This window comes from Streptomyces liliiviolaceus (genome assembly GCF_018070025.1).
GTDB classification, from domain to species: Bacteria; Actinomycetota; Actinomycetes; order Streptomycetales; family Streptomycetaceae; genus Streptomyces; species Streptomyces liliiviolaceus.
In genome coordinates this window covers 195787-213829 of sequence record NZ_JAGPYQ010000002.1, presented here as the reverse complement: position 1 = coordinate 213829, position 18043 = coordinate 195787, and the positions used below count along the sequence as shown (strand labels likewise).

Below are 18043 nucleotides of genomic sequence, written 5' to 3'. Positions count from 1 at the left end.
GTTCCCCGCGCCCCTCAAGGGGCGCCCCTGCGGGGCTGCCCCCTCCCGCGTGGCGGGCGTGTCACATCTCGCGCATCCTGCTGATCTCGCTCGTCTGCTGGGCGATCACGTCGTCGGCCATCTCGCCTATCTGGATGTTGTTGCCCTGGGAGAGGACGTCCGTGGCCATGGTGATCGCCCCGTTGTGGTGGGTGATCATCAGCTTCAGGAAGAGCTCGTCGAACGCCTTGCCCTTCGCCGCGCGCAGCGTCTTGAGCTGAGCGTCGGTCGCCATGCCCGGCATCACGTCGTGGTGGTGCTCCCCGGACCCCTTGCCGCTCTTCTTGTCGCCACCGTGGTTCTTGAGCCAGGCCTTCATCGTCTCGACCTCCGGCCCCTGTGAGGCGGCGATCCGCTCGGCGAGCCGTTTCACCGGCGTCGACGAGGCCTGCTTCGGGGCGAGTTCGGTCATCACGATGGCCTGGGTGTGATGCTCGATCATCATCCGGGCGTAGTCGAAGTCCGCCGAGTTGGGGGTGTCGTCGTCGGAGCGCTGCTTTGCCGCGTCCGCGGCGGAGAGCGTCTCCGCGGCCTCGCCCGGTCTGCCCGGCGCGATCACCGAAGGGCCCGTGTCCGGCGCTGACTTGGCGTCGTCGTCGGAGCCCGTGCAGCCGCCCAGTGCGAGAACGGCAACCGTCACGGACGCCGTGATCAGACGGCGGTACGCACGGTGGGACGTACGGCGAGCGAGCACAGTGACCTCCTGTGGCACATGAATCGGCAGACACCTGACGAGTGCGGACACCTTGTGAGTGTCGATGACCGTCCTAGCACGCTTCCGCGCGCCAATGATCAAAAACATTCATTACGAATGCGTTGCCACCTGTTGATCTGTGCATGCAGAAGACGATACTGCGGTGGTACCTGAACCGTTCGACTGCGAACGGCTACTAGGGAGGACGCAGTGACCCTGTTGAACAATCACCGAACGCGGCGCAGACGTCTGGGAGTTGCCGCCACCGCGGCCGGCCTGCTGGCGGCCCTGCTCACGGCAGGACCCGCGGTCGCGACCCCCGACCCCGGGGACGCTCCGGTGACTTCGGAGAAGGTCTCCAAGAGCGCGGCGGCCGAGGCCAGAGCGGCGATAGAGGCGGGCGAGATACCCGGGCAGGACGAGATCGTCCACTCGGACAACATCGAGCACCTCGTGAACATCCCCAAGGACGCGCTGCCCGGCACCAACTCGGACCTCGCCTTCCAGGGCAAGTACGCGTTCGCCGGCAACTACGACGGCTTCCGCATCTTCGACATCAGCAACCCGAAGGCCCCGAAGACGGTCTCCCAGGTCCTCTGCCCGGGTTCGCAGAACGACATCACCGTCTCCGGCGACCTGCTCTTCCTGTCCACGGACTCCTCGCGCAGCGACAACTCCTGCAGCAGCACCACGCAGCCCGCGACCGAGAAGTCCTCCTGGGAGGGCATGAAGGTCTTCGACATCAGCGACAAGAAGAACCCGAAGTACGTCGCCGCCGTCGAGACCGCCTGCGGCTCCCACACCCACACGCTGGTGCCGGAGCGCAAGAACGTCTACATCTACGTGTCCTCGTACTCGCCGAGCGCCACGTTCCCCGACTGCCAGCCGCCGCACGACGGCATCTCGATCATCAAGGTGCCGCGCAAGGCGCCCGAGAAGGCCGCGGTCGTCAACTTCCCCGTCCTGTTCCCCGGTGAGGGTCCGGACGGCGGCGGCAACCCCGGTGGTCCGACCAACCCGGGTGTCTCCAAGACCACCGGCTGCCACGACATCACCGTGCTGCCCTCGAAGGACCTCGCCGCGGGCGCCTGCATGGGTGACGGCATCCTGTTCTCCATCAAGGACCCGGAGAACCCGAAGATCATCGACCAGGTCCAGGACAACGTGAACTTCGCGTTCTGGCACTCGGCGAGCTTCAACCAGAAGGCGAACAAGGTCGTCTTCACGGACGAGCTCGGCGGCGGCGGTGCGGCCACCTGCAACGAGACCGTGGGCCCGAACCGCGGCGCGGACGGCATCTACGACATCGTCGGCAAGGGCGACAAGCGCAAGCTCGTCTTCAAGAGCTACTTCAAGATCCCGCGCCACCAGGCCGACACCGAGAACTGCGTCGCCCACAACGGCTCGCTGATCCCGGTCAAGGGCAAGGACATCATGGTCCAGGCCTGGTACCAGGGCGGTATCTCCGTCTGGGACTTCACGAACTCCTCGAAGCCCAAGGAGATCGCCTTCTTCGAGCGCGGTCCGCTGAGCACCACGACCATGGTCACCGGCGGCTCCTGGTCCGCGTACTACTACAACGGCTACATCTACTCGAACGACATCGCCAAGGGCTTCGACGTCCTGAAGATCAACGACCGTCGTACGGACCCGGCGAAGAAGAACCGGCTGGACGAGCTGAACGTCCAGACGCAGCCGGACTACTTCGACTGACCGGCCGCGTCCGTCTCCTGGTTCGCCACGCCACCGTCACCGCGGCCCTCCTCCGGCTCGCGGCTGCCGGGAGCGAAGAACCGTGAGAGGTCCTCGTGGTACGTCCCGCCGGGCGCTTCGGCGCCCGGCGGGGCACCCCGCTCCCAGTCCAGCCCGTACCGCCTGAACAGCTCGGCCCGCAGCACCGGTACCGGCATCGGGACGCCGGGCACCAGGGCCGCGTACACCGCGCCCATCAGCAGCGCCCGCAGCATCGGGTAGTCGGCGGCGGTGTCCGGTGAGCCGTAGCGGGACATGGTATCGCTCAGCAGCTCGGCCAGCCGGCGCTGCTCCGGACACTGCTTGAAGCCCTCGCCCTGCAGGATGCCCGCCATGTGCTGGCGCATCACCACCGGATGGTCCCGGGCGAGGCCCAGGATCGCGTCGATGGCCCGCGCCATCCGCTCCTGCCCGTCGTCGGTGCGCGGCTCGCGCTCCAGCGCCTCGTCCAGCGTGCGGTGCATCAGCCGGTGCACGGCGGACTGGACGAGCAGACGCTTACCGGGGAAGTAGTACGAGACGAGACCCCTGGCGGAGCCCGCGCGGTCCGCGATGTCGCCCAGCGTCGTGGCGTCGTATCCGCGCTCGCCGACGAGCTCCAGAGCCGCCTGCAGAAGCCTCTCGCGGGAACGTCGCCGCAACTCTTCATTGACCGATGCGCTGCGAGGGGACATCCTATGTACTCCTGCGTTGACTGGCTGCCAGCCAACTATACTCAGCGCGTCCGGGCCGGTCCCCTCGGGGATCACTTCCGGGCTGCCGTCCGTCCGGGGCGACGCGGGGGATCGTCCCGGGCGGTCGGCAAGGAATCCGGCGCGTGCCTCCCGCGGCGGCCGTCAGGGGGCCGACCTGCCGTTCGGCGCTGTCGCCGAGCCTTCGTCCGCTGCTTACAGTGGGCAGGAGTGCCGAGGAGGCGTACCCCATGGATCAAGAGCAGATCCTTGCCAGGATCACGGCGATGGTCGACGACGAACGCGTCCTGCGGGACGCCCTCGCGTCCGGGAAGATCGACAGCGCGACCGAGCAGGAGCGCCTCGGCCAGCTGGAACGCGATCTCGACCAGTGCTGGGACCTGCTGCGGCAGCGGCGCGCGAAGTCCGAGTTCGGCGAGAACCCGGACGACGCGCGCGTGCGGCCGTCGTCGCAGGTCGAGGGCTATCAGAGCTGAGGGACGGCGACCGGCGGTCCGGCGCGGATCAGGTGCGGACCAGGTCCAGCACCGGCCGCAGACCGTTCGGCCGGTCGGTCACCGGCAGATGCTCGACGAAGTACACCCCGCACCCCAGGGGCGCCGCTCCGCCGTCCGCCAGCCGGTCGTCCCCGACCATCAGGGTCTCGCGCGGATCGGCCCCGAGCGCGTCGCAGGCGGTCGCGAAGAGCCGCGCGTCCGGCTTCTGCACGCCGTGCTCGTACGACAGCACGTAGGCCCCCACGTACGCGTCGAGGCCGTGCTCGCGGAACACGGGCCGCAGATCCCAGCCGATGTTGCTGACCACCCCGATCGCGACCCCGCGGTCGCGCAGCGTGTGCAGGACGTCGATCGCGTCGGCGTAGGGACGCCAGGCCGCCGGGTTCATGTGCCGGTCGTACAGCGCGTCGTACAACTCCTCGGCGGGCAGCGCCACCTGGCGGCAGGCTCCTGTGTACGCGGCCCGGTGCGCCTCGGCACTCTCGTCGCGGATGCCCCACAGCGCGCTCAGCTCGGGCGGCACCGGCCCCCTGTGCGGTGCCCCGCCGGGCAGCGCGCCCGCCGCCTCCAGTTCCTTCGCGGTACGGAGCAACTCCTGCTCCGGCAGAGTGATCTCGGCCTCGGTCAGTACGGCGCGCAGCCAGCTCTCGGTGGATTCGATACGGAAGAGGGTCCCGGAGAAGTCGAACAACACGGCAGCCATGCGGGGGAAGTTACCCACACCGCCGTCCGGATATGTGCTCCCGCACTCCGCCGGCACTCCTCCGGCCCTGGTCAGAGCGGTGCCGTTGCCCACTGCGGGGTGGAGAGACGTCTCAGGGCCTGCGGCCCCGGAAGGTGCGGCGCAGGTCGTCCACCCAGGCGTCGGGGTTCTCCCACGGGATGAAGTGACCGCCGTGGTCATGGGCGTTGACGTTGACGTGGTTGAACCAGGCGGCCTGCGGGCCGGTCTCGAACGCCCGGACGCGCTCCTGGGCGGTGTGGACGCCGGGCGGGTTCTCGTACGTGACGAAGGTCAGGCCGACCGGGGCCTCCACCACCGGGGTGCGGTCGTGGGCGGGCGCCCACGGATAGCGGTTGGCGTTGGCGTAGTAGCGCATCGACGTGCCGATGGAGTTGTTCACCCAGTAGATCGTGGCGTGGGTGAGCAGGTCGTCCTTGGTGAAGACGGACTCGACGTCACCGCCGTTGTCGCTCCAGGAGTTCCAGCGCTCCAGCAGCCAGGCGAGCAGTCCGGCGGGCGAGTCGCTCAGCCCGTGGGCCAGGGTGGCGCCGTCGAGCATGTGCACGGCGAGGTGGGACGCCGAGCGGTGGTCCAGTTCGATGAGGCGGGCGCGGACGTCGGCGGGCTGGTCGTCGGTGAGGGGACGGTTTCGGGCGAAGTCCCAGGCGCGGGGGCCGCTGAAGAAGTCCAGCGGCAGCCCGGAGCCGATGTGGATGCCGTACAGCTCGTCGGCGTACTTGTGGCCGAGCTGGCTGGTGACGATCCCGCCGATGTCACAGCCCCCGGCCGCGTACCTCTCGTACCCCAGGGTCTCGGTCATCAGGGTGTGCCAGAGGTCGGAGACCTTCCAGAAGTTGACGTCCGGGAAGCCGGTGAGCGGGCCGGGGAAACCGAAGCCCGGCAGGGACGGCACGATGACGTCGAACGCGTCGGCGGGGTCACCGCCGAACGCGGCCGGGTCGGCGAGCGGGCCGATCACCTTCGACCAGTGCCAGAACGTCCAGGGCCAGCCGTGGGTGAGGATCAGCGGGACCGGGCGGGGGCCGCGGCCCGGCTCGCGCATGAAGTGCACCGGGACACCGGCGACGTCCACGCGGTAGTGCTCGTGGACGTTGACGGCGGCCTCGGCTTTGCGCCAGTCGTAGCCGTCCCGCCAGTGCGCGACCAGCTCACCGAGGTAGCCGGCCGGGACACCGTACGACCAGTCGCCGTTCCCCTCGTCCAGCGGCGGACGGGTCGACGCGAGACGGGCGCGCAGATCGTCGAGCACCTCGGCGGACACGTGGATCGGGGTGGGCTCCAGAGGGAAGGCGTGCGAAGAAGACATGGCGTGGGTCCTAGGGGTCGGGCCGCCCGCCGCGCTGTCGGGTGCGCTCCTACTCCGCGGGCGGCAGCGGGCCGAGGACCGGGTTGGTCAGATGCTGGTAGATGATCGAGGTGCGGAAGGCGACGATCTCGCGGCGGTTGGTGAACTGGTCCAGGAGAAAGGCGTGCAGGTGGTCGATGTCCTGCGCCGTGACATGGACCAGGAAGTCGTCGCTCCCGGCCATCGTGTACACGGAGACGACCTCGGGCAGCCGGGTCACCGACTGCTCGAACGCGGTGACGACGTCCCGGCGCAGCGGGCGTACCTGGGTGAACACCATCGCCTGGACCGAGCGGTTGAGAGCCTTGAAGGAGACCTCCGCCCGGTAGCCCTGGATGATGCCGCGCCGTTGCAGGAGCCTCGTGCGTTCCAGACAGGTCGAGGGGGCGATGCCGAGCTTTCCCGCGAGGGCGCGGTTCGACTGCCGACCGTCGGCCTGCAGTTCGCGCACGATCGCCGAATCAAGTTCGTCCACGGCTTCCTCCCCTGCCCGTACACCGAATTTGATTCGGTGCAATCCCCGGTGGTCCGCGCATCAGCCTAGCTTCGGCGTCATGAGTCGAGCATTCGCACATGAAGAGGTCGTCGTCCGTCGCGGACGCCGCTCCGGCCTGCCGCTGATCGTCGCCGTCCACTCCCGCGTGCTGGGGCCGGCGGCCGGCGGCTGCCGGATGCGCCGCTACGACACCTGGCAGGATGGACTGACCGACGCGCTGCGCCTGTCGGAGGCGATGACGTACAAGTCGGCGGTGGCCGGCCTGGACTTCGGGGGCGGCAAGAGCGTGATCGCCCTGGACCGGGACACCGACGTCACCCCGGATCTGCGGGAGGCCGCGCTGGAGGACCTGGGTGAGCTGATCGCCTCCTTCGACGGCTCCTACCGCACCGGCCCCGACATCGGCACCGGCCCCGAGGACATGGTGGTCCTGCGGCGCTTCTCCCCGTACGCGTACTGCGCGCCCGAGGAGCACGGCGGCACCGGGGACTCCGGCGGGCCCACCGCCATCGGTGTCCTGGCCGCTCTGCGGGCCGGCGCCCGGCATGTCTTCGGCGACGCCTCCTGCACCGGCAAGGAGGTGGTCGTCAGCGGGTTCGGGTCGGTCGGCAGCCGGGTCGCCGCCGGCCTGGCCGCGGAAGGGGCGCACGTCGTGGTGTCGGACGTGGACCCCTCCCGCAAGGAGGCCGCGCTGGCGAGCGGGTACGGCTGGGTCGAGCCCGGCCGGGCCCTGTCGGCACCGGCCGACATCCTCGTCCCGGCCGCCGTGGGCGGGGTGTTCGACGAGGCGAGTGTTCCCCGGCTCACCGCGCCGCTGGTCGTCGGACCGGCCAACAACCAGCTCGCCGACGAGTCGGTCGCCGACACCCTCGCGGAGCGCGGCATCGTCTGGGTGCCGGACTATGTGGCGGGCGCCGGAGGGGTCGCCTACACGCTCAGCCGGGAATCGGAGGGCTACGCCCACGAGGCCGCCCTGGAGCGGGTCGAGGGCATCGGCGACACCGTCGGGCACCTCCTTGGCCTCGCGCGCACGAGTGGCGTCACCCCGATGAGGGCGGCCCGGCAACTGGCCGAGCGCCGCCTCACCGCGGCCGGCTCCCCGGCAGCGGCAGCCGCAGAAGTAGAGGCCGATGCAGAGGCAGAGGCGGCGACTGCCCGGACCCGGCTCCTCAGCCGATCGTGACGACACGCGCCCAGGACGGCGGAGTGTCCGGTACGTAGTCGGGGTCCTCCTCGTCCGCCGCGCGGGCGGGGCGCGGGAAGAGCCCGACGACCGTACGGCAGGGCGGCGGCGCGGAGGGCCAGGGCGTCTGGCCGTCCGTGAGGGCGACGATCACGTCGGGGCGCGGCCGGGAACGCAGTGCCCGGGCGAAACCGGAGCGCAGATCCGTGCCCCCGCCACCGACCAGCTCGATGTTCTCCGCGCGGCAGAGCGGCACGGCGACCCCGGCCGCCGCGTCGCACGAGATCACCGATACCAGGTCGCGCCGACCGCCCACCGCCCGCGAGATCGCCGCCACCTCCAGCAGCGCGCTGCCCAGTTCGGCGTCGCTCACCGACCCGGAGGTGTCGATCACGACGCAGACGCCGGGCGGCGTACGGCGCAGGCTCGGCAGCACCACTTTGGGCACACTCGCCGAGCGCCGGGACGGGCGCCGGTAGCTGTGGTTCTCGCCCGCGCCCGGCGCACCCGCCGCCGACCGCACCGCCGCACCCAGCAACTGCCGCCACGGCTGCGGCGCTTGGAACGCCTCGTCGGCCCATCGGCGCCAGCCCTCCGGCGCCTCGCCCGGCCGGCCCTTGATCCCCTCCGCGACCCGGAAGCGGACCGCGTCCTGCTGGTGCCTGCTCAGCCCGTGCGCCCCGTCCGGACCCAGCTCCCACGGCCTGTCCTGTCCGTCGGCGCCGCTGCCGCAGTCCAGCCAGGCCAGGTCGGCGGCGAGACCGGACATCGACGCCGTCCGCAGGTACTCCTCCATCAACAGCCCGTCCGGCAGCCGCAACAGGGACGGAAGCACCGCTCCGGCGGGCCGCGGCAGACCGTCGCCGTAGATGTCGTCGTTGATCTCGAAGTCCGCGGCGATGTTCCGGCGCAGCCTCCCCCAGCCTTCGGCCGGGGGGACCCCCGTCCCGCTTCGCTCGCCCGGTCCGAACTCCTCGTGCTGCCGCGCGTACCGCTCGCCCCTGCCGTGGTGGTCCCGGAGCAGATGGGAGACCTCGTGCACCCACACACCCGCCAGCTCCTCCATCGGCGTGCGGGCCACGAACCCGGGGGAGACGTAGCAGCGCCAGTGCGCGTCCACCGCCATCGTCGGCACCGACCGGTCCTCCACCACATGCAGGGCGAAGAGCGCACCGGCGAGATAGGGGCGCACCTTCACCGCGTGCAGCCGGGCGGCCAGCAACTTCTCCATGTCCAGGGGGAGTCCGGTCGCTCGGGCCGCCGCACCGGAGCCGGCCGGCGGCTTCGGCACGGTCGCCCGCACCGGACGCGGTGGCGCGGGCCGGGGCATCGGACGCGGCCGGGGCTGCGGCGCCCGCGGGTTCGGAGTCCGCTGCTTCGGGGTTCTCGGGGTCCCCGTCATCGGCGTGTTCCCGCCGCCGCGCGCTCGGCCGCCGCGGCAGCTGCCGCGACCCGCTCCACCGACCGGTCCGCCTGCCGGGCGAGACCCACCACCCCGGCCAGCCGGTCCATCGTCGCCGGCACCTCCCAGTCGTCGCGCCGCACCGCGGCCAGCGCAGTCGCCGGGGCGACCAGCAGATCCGCGGTGCCGGTCTCCAGCGCCCGCACCAGCACCGCCCAGCCCGCCTCCCAGCGCTCCCGTTCCGGCCGCGCTCCGACGGCCGCCACCACCGCCTCCAGCGCGGCCTGCCGCAGATCGCCCCGCTCCGGCAGCTCGGCGGCGGCCGGATCGGCGAGCAGTGTCTCCGGGTCCGGCAGGTCCATCCGGTCCAGATGGGCGAGGAGTTCGAGTCCGGGCCCGTCGCCCACCGCACCCCGTACGAGCAGGGCCAGCACCTCGCGGGAGACCGAGGCCGCCGTGCCGAAGGCCAGCAGGGTCAGCGCGGCGTCCCAGCTCCGGGGCGAGGGCCACGCACCGCCGCGCCGTGTCTCGGTGCTCGGCAGCCGGTGGATCAGCGTCGGCCGCGCGGTCAGGAATCCGCAGACCACGCGCCGCGAGAAGGCCACCGCCTCCGGCAGCAACGCCGGGTCGAGGCGCGGCAGTACGGCCCTCGGCCAGACACCGCCGAGTCCGCGCACCACCACCTCCTGGTCGTGCACCCAGTACAGATGCACGAACCGGTTGGCCAGCGGCGGGCTCAGCTCCCACCCGTCCGCCGCGGAAGCGCGCGGATTGGCGGCGGCCACGATCCTTACGCCCGGCGGCAGTCGGAGCGCGCCGACCCGCCGCTCCAGGACGACCCGGAGCAGAGCGGCCTGCACGGCCGGGGTGGCGGTGGAGAGTTCGTCCAGGAAGAGGAGGCCGCGACCGGCCCGTACCAGCTCCACGGCCCATTGCGGCGGTGCCATCGGCACGCCCTGCGTCGCGGGGTCCTCGCCCACGATGGGCAGCCCCGAGAAGTCGGACGGCTCATGGACGCTGGCGATCACGGTCGTCAGCGGCAGATCGAGCGAGGCGGCGAGCTGGGTCAGGGCCGCGGTCTTGCCGATACCCGGCTCGCCCCAGAGCAGCACGGGCAGGTCGGCCGCCACGGCCAGGGTGAGCGCTTCGAGCTGCTCGTCGGGGCGCGGCTCGGTGGTGGTCGTCCGCAGGAGGTTCAGGAGGCCGTCGGCGACGGCGAGACGGGTGTCCGTGGCGGGCAGGAGGGTGCTGTTGGTCATGGGCATCACCTGAGGGGGCTGAGGGGACGACAGAGTCTGTCCCGGACGGCTGGAGACTGTGCGGCGCGGAAGGCGCGACAACGCGACAAGAGGTGGGAGCAAGGAGCAAGGAGCTAGAACTGATGGTCGAGGGGGCTGCGGCGGCTCGCCGGTCAGGAGGCCAGACCGGTGCGGGGCCGGGACCGGCCGACGAGTTTGCTGCGCAGCGGAAGCGGCGTGAAACGGTCGAGCCGGGGGCGGTGACCGGCCTTCACCCGTCCCGCGCCCGCGTCACCCGCACCGCCCCCGCCGTCTGAGCCGTCCGCGCCCCCTGCCGCACCGGCGGCGGCGGGATGCACGGCGACCAGTCCCGAGCGGAAGAGCCCGTGGTCGAGATGGCGGGCCGCGGCCTGCTCCAGCTCCTCGCGGAGCGGTCCGTCGCGCAGGACCGCGTCAGGACCGAGCAGGCCTTCGACGACGGCCAGTGCCCCGGTGACATCGCCGTGGCGGAGCCGTTCCCGGACCGCGGGCAGCGCCTCCGGATCCCGGTGCACCGAGTCGATCGCCCGCAGACAGGGCAGCGCGGGCCCGCCGAGCGCCACGAGCAGTTCCTCCCGGCGCAGTTGGGCGGGGTCGTGGTCGACCGCGGTCAGCACTCCGTCGCGCAGCGCGATCCGATGGGTCTCGCCACGGCACTCCACGCGATGCGGATCGCCGGGCTCGGGAACCGGTCCGTCCACCGGCGGCGACCCGTATCCCGCCAGCGCCGTGGCGACGAGCGGATGCAGGCGCCCGGGCGGGATGAGTCCCGTCCGCAGCAGTTCCAGATCCGGCAGGACCCGGGCCGCCGCTTCCGGCAGCACCGGGAGCGCCGCGACCTCCTGCGGCGGCAGCACGCCTTCGGGCAGGGGCCGGAGTGTCGGGACATGGCTGTCGTCGGGGGCGACGAGTTCGAGTACGTTCCGCCTGCGGGCCCCGAGCCGTACGGTGAAGGCCCCGCGGGAGAGCCCGTCGGCCCGCAGCAGCAGTTCGGCCTCGACGGCCCAACTCCCCTTCGCCCAGGGCGAATCGTGGGGCGGTGCCTCGCCGGCCGCGCACCGGGCGGTCAGCTCGCCGCTCCGCCCGGCGTCCCACAGATGCCGGTGCAGATCGAGCCGGAAACGCCGCTCGGGATGTGGGTGCGGGTGGTGTCCGTGGAGGCGGTGTCCGGGGGTGTCGTTCCCCGGTCCCTCCCACAGCGCCAGGGACATCCACTGCCCGCCGTCCGCCCAGGCCGGCGGGGTCCGTACCACCAGGTGCGACGGCGTGCCGCCGTCATTCCCGTAGCGGGCGAGCGAGAGGGTGAGTCCGGGACGGAGCCGGCCGTCCGGGGCGATGCGGGGCATGTGCCAGCGGAGCAGCTCCGGCGCCAGCCGGCGCAGGTCCTCGCGGAGGCGGGTGACCACTTGGGTGCCGTGGCGACGGCGCACGGCGCGCAGATCGAGATCGACGTGGACACGGGCGGCGGCGCAGGCCCCCGCCCAGTCGCCGGCCGCACGTCGTGCGGCCGCGCTCTCGATCATGGACGGTGGCACGGCGTACTCACGTACGCGCCGCCACATCAGCAGGTGGGAAGGAATCTCATTCGCGAAGTGAGGTGCCATCAGCACTCACCTTGCGCGAATGATTCCCCCAATCCGGAAAAGGAGAAGGTGTTCATCGCCCGCATGGTAGGCACGGCGACGACGATCTGTCTTCCCTCTTTTTTTGTGGGCCCTCTTCATGTGCCGTCCTGCGCGCCTAGGTGCCGGCGTGCCGGATCCCGGACGGGGCTGCCGGCCGCGTCGCGGTGGCAGCCCCCGTCCGGGTCATGGGCGTCGCGCGTGGGCGAAGCCCCGTCGGTGCCAGAGCAGGCCGCCCGAGTGCGTGGGCTCACCGCGCACAGCGGTCACCCGTCCTACGAGGATCGTGTGGTCGCCTCCTTCCAGGACGTCGTGGCGGACACAGTGGAGCGTGAGGGAGGCGTCCCGGATGACGGGGGCCCGGTGGGAGTCCGCGGCCAGGGGCACGCCGTCGAAGCGGTGCTCGGCCGGCCGCATGAACCGTTTGACGAGATGTTCCTCGCCCGGTCCCAGGAGGTGCACGGCGAACTCCTCGGCGCCCGTCAGCGTGTCGTGCGTACGGGAGTTGCGGTCGAGGCAGACGAGGAACAGCGGCGGGGTGAGGGACAGCGAGCTGACGGCGCTGGCCGTCAGACCGCGCGGCCTGCCCAGGTCGTCGTAGCAGGTGACGAGGGTGACGGGGGCGGCCAGGGCGGACATCGCGGCGCGGAAGGCGTCGGCGAGGTCCTGGACCGGCTGGGCGGGCGTCGTGGACGAGGACGTGCCGGACGAGGACGTGCCGGGCGGGGACTGGGATGCGGGCAGTTGGGATTCGAGCAGTGTCGAACTCATCGGGCCACCTCCAGAGGCCGTGCCGAGCCCTGCAGCCAGCGGCCCTCGGGGCGCCCGGAGAACCCGTCCCGGATGTCCCAGACGACATGGCCGCCCTTCACCGTGGTCGTGAAGCGTCCGGTGAAGGTCCAGCCCTCGTACGCGGACCAGCCGCACAGCGCCTGTACGTCGTGCGCGGAGAACTGCCAGCGGTCGGACGGGTTGAGCAGGGTCAGGTCCGCGTCCGCGCCGGCTTCGAGCCGGCCCTTGCCGACCAGGTCGAAGAGCCGGGCGGGTCCCTCTCCCATGAGCCGGGCCAGGTGCGAGGCCGCCTCGTCCGGGGCGATGTCCCGGGTCCGCAGGCCGGTCCAGACGGCCGTGGCCAGCTCCTGGACGCCGGGCAGGCCGGGCGGCGCGTCGGCCGGTGGACGGTTCTTCTCCTCCACGGTGTGCGGAGCGTGGTCGCTGCCCAGGGTGGCGACCTCGCCGCGCAGCACGGCCTGCCACAGCCGCTTCTGGTCACGGCACTCGCGGATGGCGGGGGAGAGCCGGGTCCGCGGACCGCGCCGGGTGGTGTCGTCGTGGGTGAACGAGAGGTGATGGCCCGTCACCTCGTAGGTGAGCGGCAGCCCTTCGGAGGCCGCCGCCGACAGCAGATCGGCCTCCTCCGCCGACGACACATGCAGGATGTGCGTCTTCGTGCCGTACTCGCGCACCAGCCGCACGACATGGGCGACCGCGACGATCCCACCGGACCGCGGCCGGTGCGGCTCGTACCCGCCGTACGTGTCCGGGGCGCCCGAACTCGCGTCGAGCAGGTCGAAGACGTGCTGGTCCTCGGCGTGCAGGACGAGCCGGACACCCCCGCGGGCGGCGGCGGCGAAGGCCCGTCGCAGCTGCTCGCCGTCGCGGAACACGACGGGGGCCGTGTGATGTCCTGCCATGAACACCTTCGCCGAACTCGCTATCCGCGGGTCCAGCTCCGCCAGCAGCTCGGGATGGTCGGGGTCGGCGCCCATGTGGAAGCGGTAGTCGATCCATGAAGTGCCCTGGATCACCGCGGCCTTGGCGAGCATGCTGCTCTCGTCCAGGGACGGCGGACGGGTGTTGGGCATGTCCATCACGGTCGTCACACCGCCGACGAGGGCGGCCCGGCTGCCGTGCTCCCAGTCCTCCTTGTACTCCAGACCGGGTGTGCGGAAGTGGACGTGGGAGTCGATCAGGCCCGGCAGCACGTAACGGCCATGGGCGTCGAGGCGCGGTCCCGGCGGCAGCGGCTCGCCCGGCGCGAGCAGGGCCGCGACCCGGCCGTCCCGGACGAGAACCGTTCCGTCGCGGACGCCGTCCGGGGTGACGAGGCGGCCCCCTTCGACGATCAGATCGGCGGGCGGGCCGACGGGAGGGGAAGGAGCGGTGCCGGGAGAGAGGTCTGCGGATCGGGGCTTCAGCGGTTCCACGTCAGACTCACCAGTTCCTTGCAGAGGTCGTTGGTCGGTCCCATCAGGGCGACGGCACGGGCGTCGCGGCCGTAGCGGTTGATCTCGTTCGAGGCGACATAGCCGGCCGAGCCCAGCAGCCGCTCGACGGCGTTGATGACGCGCTCGGCCGCCGAGGAGGCGACGAGCTTGGAGTGGAGCGTGGCGATCCCCGGGTCGTCGGCGGTCCGACGGCCGGCCCGTTCGACGACCGCACGGGCGGTCTCGACCTCGCCCGCGATGTCCACCAGCCGGTGCCGGACGGCCTGTTGGGCCAGCAGCCCGCGCTTCTCGGCGTGCCGGTGGGCGAGTTCGAGGGCAGCCTCGGCCAGGCCGACGGACACGGCGCCGAGCGTGGCGCCGCTGTCGCGGACCCCGGCGATGATCGAGGCGGCGGCGCCGACCGGGCCGAGCCGGGCGGTGTCGGGCACGTGGCAGTCGTGCACGGAGACGAAACCGGTCGCCGAACCGCGCATGCCGGTCAGCCGCATCGAGGTGTCGGGTTCCAGACCCGGTGTGTCCGCCGGTATCAGGAAGAACGTCTGGCCGGCGGAGCCGTAGCCGGTGTCCGGAGCGGCGTCCGGCTCGGGCTCCTCGGTCTGCGCCAGCACCAGGTAGATGTCGGCGAGCCCCGCGCTGGTGGTGAAGGACTTGGCGCCGTCCAGGACCCAGCCCCCGTCGGGCGTGCGGCGGGCGACGGTGGACAGCTGCTTCTTGTTGGCGCCCGCCCCCGTCTCGCTCCAGGCGGAGGCGGCGAGCCAGTCGCCGCGGGCGAGTTGGGGCAGCAGCCGGCGCCGCAGGGCCGGGCTGCCGTGTTCGAGGATGCGCCTGCTGACCGCGTAGTGCTGGAACAGCATGATCGAGGCGGAGGCGTTGACCTGCGCCACCTGTGCGACCGCCGAGTTGAGGCCGTGCGCGTCGGCTCCGGTGCCGCCGTACTCGTACGGCAGTGCCAGTCCGAGCAGTCCGGTCTCGCGGAGCAGGGCCAGCGCGGGCCGGTCGGGTTCGCCGCTCGCGTCGGCGTCGCGGGCGGCGGCCGCGAGACGCTCACGCATCGCCTCGGTCAGACCCGTGGACGGTCCGGCGGACGGACCGGTGGACGGTCCTGCGGGCAGGTCGTCGGCCGGTGCGGGAAGCGGCACGTCGGTCCCGGTCAGTGTCCGGGCTTCGGGCACGGTCAGGCTGTCAGCGGAAGCCATGACAACTCCTCGGAGGTGGGGGCGGGCAGGAAGAGGCCGGCGTAGTCGACCTGCTTCTCCGCGACGGAGATCCAGGCGAGCCGGCGGTCGCCGGGGCCGCCCGCGATACGGGCCGAGGCGCGGACCGTGGCGCCCGGTGTGCGCAGGGAGAGCAGATCGCTGTCCGGCTGGTCCGAGACACCGGACAGCAGGTAGGGGATCGTGCCCTCCACGGCGGCACCCGCCGCGAGGCAGGTGGCCCCGGTGAGCGCCACCGTCGGATGCCAGGACGGTACGGAGATGGCGCGCACCGCGAGGGCGCCCGGACCGTCCGGGAGCAGCGCGGCCACCTTGGGGAAGGCGCCGGTGGTGTCCCAGCCCAGCGTCCGGCAGACCGCCAGGCGCAGCCTGGTCATCCGGTCGAAGAGCACGAGGTCGTCGGCGAAGAGGTCCTCGACCGTGTGGGCGCCGAGTTCGGCGGCGTGCACGAAGAGATACGGATTGCCCATGGAGACCAGCGAGACCGGAACCGTACGCCCCTCGAAGGGGATGCCGGTGACGGGTTCGCCGGTGATCAGGAGGTCGTTCACCGGCCGTGGCGGCGAGCAGAGGAAGTGGGCCGTGAAACGGGTGCCCCCGTCGTCGGTCTCCTCCGCCTCGCACACCACGTTGTCGCCGTTGTTGAGGACGTTGACCCGGACCCGGCAGCCGGCCACGAGGGGCTGGATCATGCCGGTACGGGCCGCCGCCTCGACCGCCGCCAGGATGGAGTGGCCGCAGGAGCCGCGCAGGTCGAAGCTGTCGAAACTGTCCGGCATCGACTGGACGAAGCGGTAGTCCAGGTCGAACAGGGGATGCCGGGAGGGCTGCACGAGGGCGTTCTTCAGGACGTCCGAGGCTCCCTGGTCGGCCAGTGCCGACCGTAACTCGGAGAGCCGGGCGAGGAGTTCGGGTTCCGAGTCGGGCAGGGTGCGCGCGTCCATCACGGCGGTGGGGCAGGGGGTGCCGTGCGCACGGGCGAGGCTGACAGTCACGCCGCCTCCTGGAGGACTCGTACCGGGGTGTGGAGCGTGACCGGGGCCTTGGCCGTGGCGAAGAACTCCTGGCGCCACAGCTGGTGCGACATCAGGGACCACAGGGCCAGGGAGACGGCGTCGCTGGGGCGGGTGGCCTGCTCGTCGAAGAGGGCGTCGACCCGCTCGGGGCGGATCCGGCCGTCGGCGCGCAGGGTGTGGGGCGACAGGACGTCACGGGCGAGGGTCCACAGCCGCTGGCCGGGCGTGAGCATCGCGGTGACCGGGAGGGTGAAGGGCTGCTTGGGCCGTTCCAGCACACTGCGCGGGATCAGCCCCTGCGCGGCCTGGTACAGGGCCCGCTTCACCCCCAGACCCGGTACGAGCCGCTGCTCGTCGGTGAGGGTGGAGGCGAAGCGCACGACCGACGGCTGGGTGAACGGCAGCCGCACCTCCACCGAGCTCGCCATCGACAGATGGTCGACGCGCCGCAGGTGGTAGGCGGGGAGCCGGTAGCGCTGCTCCACCGCGCCGATGCGCTGCAGCCGGGTGCCGGGGCTGCTGTGCAGGATCCGCCGGATGCCGGGCGGCAGGGCGGGACCGACCGCGTTCACGGCGAAGGCGTACTCGTCGGTGTACAGGCTCTCGCGCAGGGCCCGCGGGACGGCGGCGAGATGGTCGAGGTAGCCGTCGATCCAGCTCGAACCGTGGTGTGCGGCGACCGCCTGGGTCATCCGGGAGTAGCCGCTGAACAGTTCGTCGGCCGCGTCGCCGGTGAGGGCGACCTTGAAGCCGGCGTCGCGGACCGCACGGAAGAGGGAGAAGGTGGACAGGGTGATGGGGTCGGCGTTGGGCTGCCCCAGATGGCGGACGACGTCGGTCATGAGGTCCGGGAAGGTGGCCGGATCGACCTCGACCTGGTGGTGGGTGGTGCCCGCGGCGCGGGCGACCTCGGCGGCGTAGGCGCGTTCGTCGCTGGGCCAGGTGCCGGTGTAGGCGATGTTGAAGGTGTGCAGGCTGCCGGTGCCGCCGCCGTCCCGCAGCGCCTGTGCGGCGAGCGCGGTGACGAGGCTGGAGTCGAGCCCGCCGGAGGTGACCGCGGCGACGGGGGCGTCCGCGATCAGGAGCCGCGACACCTCCCTGGACAGCAGGTCGCGCAGCTGGTCGCCCGCCTCGGCGAGGGTGCGGTCCTTGTCGGGGCGCAGTCCCCGCTCGTGGGCCATCGGGCGCTGCTTGATCCGCAGTCCGTCCCGGTGGCTGAGGAGGACGGTGGCGGCCGGCGGGAACACCTCCACCCCGCGGAACATGGTGCGGTTGCCGAACGGCGTCTTGGAGGTGAGGTAGGCGTCGAGACCTGCCTCGTCCTCCTCGGCCTTCACCCCGGCGAAGCCCAGCAGCGCGGGCAGTTCGGAGGCGAAGTGGAAGCGGCCGGCGGCACGGTCCCAGTGGTAGTAGAGCGGCTTCATGCCCGAGTCGTCGGTGGCCAGCACCATGCGGGGGGTCTCCCGCAGGTCCATGACCGCCACCGAGTACATGCCGTCCAGGTGCTCGGCGAACCGGTCCCCGTAGGTGATGTACAGCGCGGGCAGGATCGAGCCGTCGCACAGGTCGTCGAAGTGGAAGCCGAGGCCGGCCAGACGCGAACGCAGCTCGCCGTGGTTGTAGATCTCACCGTTGAAGACCACGGTGACCCGGCCGAGGTGGTAGGGCTGGGCGCCCCCCTCGGGGTCCATGATCGACAGACGGTTGTTGCCCAGGGCCCAGTCGGGCCGGTGCGCGACACCCTGGGCGTCGGGACCGCCGTGGTGCATCAGGTCGGCGACGCGGCGCAGTTCGGCCTCGTCGGAATGGACGTTGAAGGTTCCGTATATGCGGCACACGCT

At 71.9% G+C, this 18043-nt stretch carries 16 protein-coding genes; 3 read left to right on the top strand and 13 right to left on the bottom strand.

Going from position 1 to position 18043, the window contains the following annotated elements; all coding sequences use genetic code 11:
- Window positions 1–61: 61 nt before the first annotated feature.
- A complete protein-coding gene (locus J8N05_RS36735) occupies window positions 62–733 on the bottom strand; it encodes a DUF305 domain-containing protein (protein WP_247706836.1) in 672 nt (223 codons plus the stop codon).
- A gap of 210 nt (window positions 734–943) precedes the next feature.
- Here J8N05_RS36735 and J8N05_RS36730 point away from each other — a divergent pair, with 210 nt between their 5' ends.
- A complete protein-coding gene (locus J8N05_RS36730) occupies window positions 944–2446 on the top strand; it encodes an LVIVD repeat-containing protein (protein ID WP_210890892.1) in 1503 nt (500 codons plus the stop codon).
- Here the strand turns inward: J8N05_RS36730 and J8N05_RS36725 are convergent.
- The gene (locus J8N05_RS36725; RefSeq protein ID WP_210890890.1) at window positions 2434–3159 is read right to left on the bottom strand and encodes a TetR/AcrR family transcriptional regulator; all 726 of its coding nucleotides are present in this window, start codon (window positions 3157–3159) and stop codon (window positions 2434–2436) included. The two genes, J8N05_RS36730 and J8N05_RS36725, sit on opposite strands and share 13 nt — an antisense overlap.
- A 248-nt stretch (window positions 3160–3407) precedes the next feature.
- Here J8N05_RS36725 and J8N05_RS36720 point away from each other — a divergent pair, with 248 nt between their 5' ends.
- Window positions 3408–3653, top strand: a complete 246-nt coding sequence (locus J8N05_RS36720; RefSeq protein WP_210890888.1) for a DUF2630 family protein — start codon at window positions 3408–3410, stop codon at window positions 3651–3653.
- Between the two features lie 28 nt (window positions 3654–3681).
- Here J8N05_RS36720 and J8N05_RS36715 read toward each other — a convergent pair whose 3' ends face one another.
- The 3 genes from J8N05_RS36715 to J8N05_RS36705 all read right to left on the bottom strand — a co-directional run bounded on the left by J8N05_RS36715 (window position 3682) and on the right by J8N05_RS36705 (window position 6239).
- On the bottom strand, window positions 3682–4377 hold the full coding sequence (locus tag J8N05_RS36715; RefSeq protein ID WP_210890886.1) for an HAD family hydrolase: 696 nt from the start codon (window positions 4375–4377) through the stop codon (window positions 3682–3684).
- Between the two features lie 112 nt (window positions 4378–4489).
- Window positions 4490–5725 (bottom strand): epoxide hydrolase family protein, encoded by a 1236-nt coding sequence (locus tag J8N05_RS36710; RefSeq protein ID WP_210890884.1) that lies wholly within the window; start codon window positions 5723–5725, stop codon window positions 4490–4492.
- Between the two features lie 49 nt (window positions 5726–5774).
- Window positions 5775–6239 carry an Lrp/AsnC family transcriptional regulator gene (locus J8N05_RS36705; protein WP_210890882.1) on the bottom strand — a complete coding sequence of 155 codons (465 nt, stop codon included), beginning with the start codon at window positions 6237–6239 and terminating at the stop codon, window positions 5775–5777.
- 79 nt (window positions 6240–6318) lie between these two features.
- On the opposite strand from J8N05_RS36705, the gene J8N05_RS36700 reads away from it, so the two are divergent.
- Complete coding sequence (locus J8N05_RS36700) at window positions 6319–7443, top strand: Glu/Leu/Phe/Val dehydrogenase family protein (protein WP_210890880.1); 1125 nt, start codon at window positions 6319–6321, stop codon at window positions 7441–7443.
- Here the strand turns inward: J8N05_RS36700 and J8N05_RS36695 are convergent.
- From J8N05_RS36695 to asnB, 8 genes are all read right to left on the bottom strand, one after another.
- Window positions 7430–8674: a vWA domain-containing protein gene (locus J8N05_RS36695; protein WP_210894062.1), complete on the bottom strand. Its 1245-nt coding sequence runs from the start codon at window positions 8672–8674 to the stop codon at window positions 7430–7432. The genes J8N05_RS36700 and J8N05_RS36695 overlap by 14 nt on opposite strands.
- Window positions 8675–8841: 167 nt before the next feature.
- Window positions 8842–10104: an AAA family ATPase gene (locus J8N05_RS36690; RefSeq protein WP_210890878.1), complete on the bottom strand. Its 1263-nt coding sequence runs from the start codon at window positions 10102–10104 to the stop codon at window positions 8842–8844.
- Window positions 10105–10256: 152 nt separating this feature from the next.
- Window positions 10257–11726, bottom strand: a complete 1470-nt coding sequence (locus J8N05_RS36685) for a hypothetical protein (protein ID WP_210890876.1) — start codon at window positions 11724–11726, stop codon at window positions 10257–10259.
- Between the two features lie 204 nt (window positions 11727–11930).
- On the bottom strand, window positions 11931–12515 hold the full coding sequence (locus J8N05_RS36680) for a flavin reductase family protein (RefSeq protein ID WP_247706835.1): 585 nt from the start codon (window positions 12513–12515) through the stop codon (window positions 11931–11933).
- Window positions 12512–13942, bottom strand: a complete 1431-nt coding sequence (locus J8N05_RS36675) for a dihydroorotase (protein WP_210894059.1) — start codon at window positions 13940–13942, stop codon at window positions 12512–12514. Before J8N05_RS36675 ends, J8N05_RS36680 begins: the two co-directional genes overlap by 4 nt.
- Window positions 13939–15024, bottom strand: coding sequence for an acyl-CoA dehydrogenase family protein (locus J8N05_RS36670; RefSeq protein ID WP_247706993.1), 1086 nt, complete (start codon window positions 15022–15024; stop codon window positions 13939–13941). The genes J8N05_RS36675 and J8N05_RS36670 overlap by 4 nt, the downstream gene beginning before the upstream one ends.
- Window positions 15025–15146: 122 nt before the next feature.
- The gene (locus tag J8N05_RS36665) at window positions 15147–16181 is read right to left on the bottom strand and encodes a PrpF domain-containing protein (protein ID WP_247706834.1); all 1035 of its coding nucleotides are present in this window, start codon (window positions 16179–16181) and stop codon (window positions 15147–15149) included.
- The gene (gene asnB / locus J8N05_RS36660) at window positions 16178–18040 is read right to left on the bottom strand and encodes an asparagine synthase (glutamine-hydrolyzing) (RefSeq protein WP_210890872.1); all 1863 of its coding nucleotides are present in this window, start codon (window positions 18038–18040) and stop codon (window positions 16178–16180) included. The genes J8N05_RS36665 and asnB overlap by 4 nt, the downstream gene beginning before the upstream one ends.
- Window positions 18041–18043 lie beyond the last annotated feature (3 nt).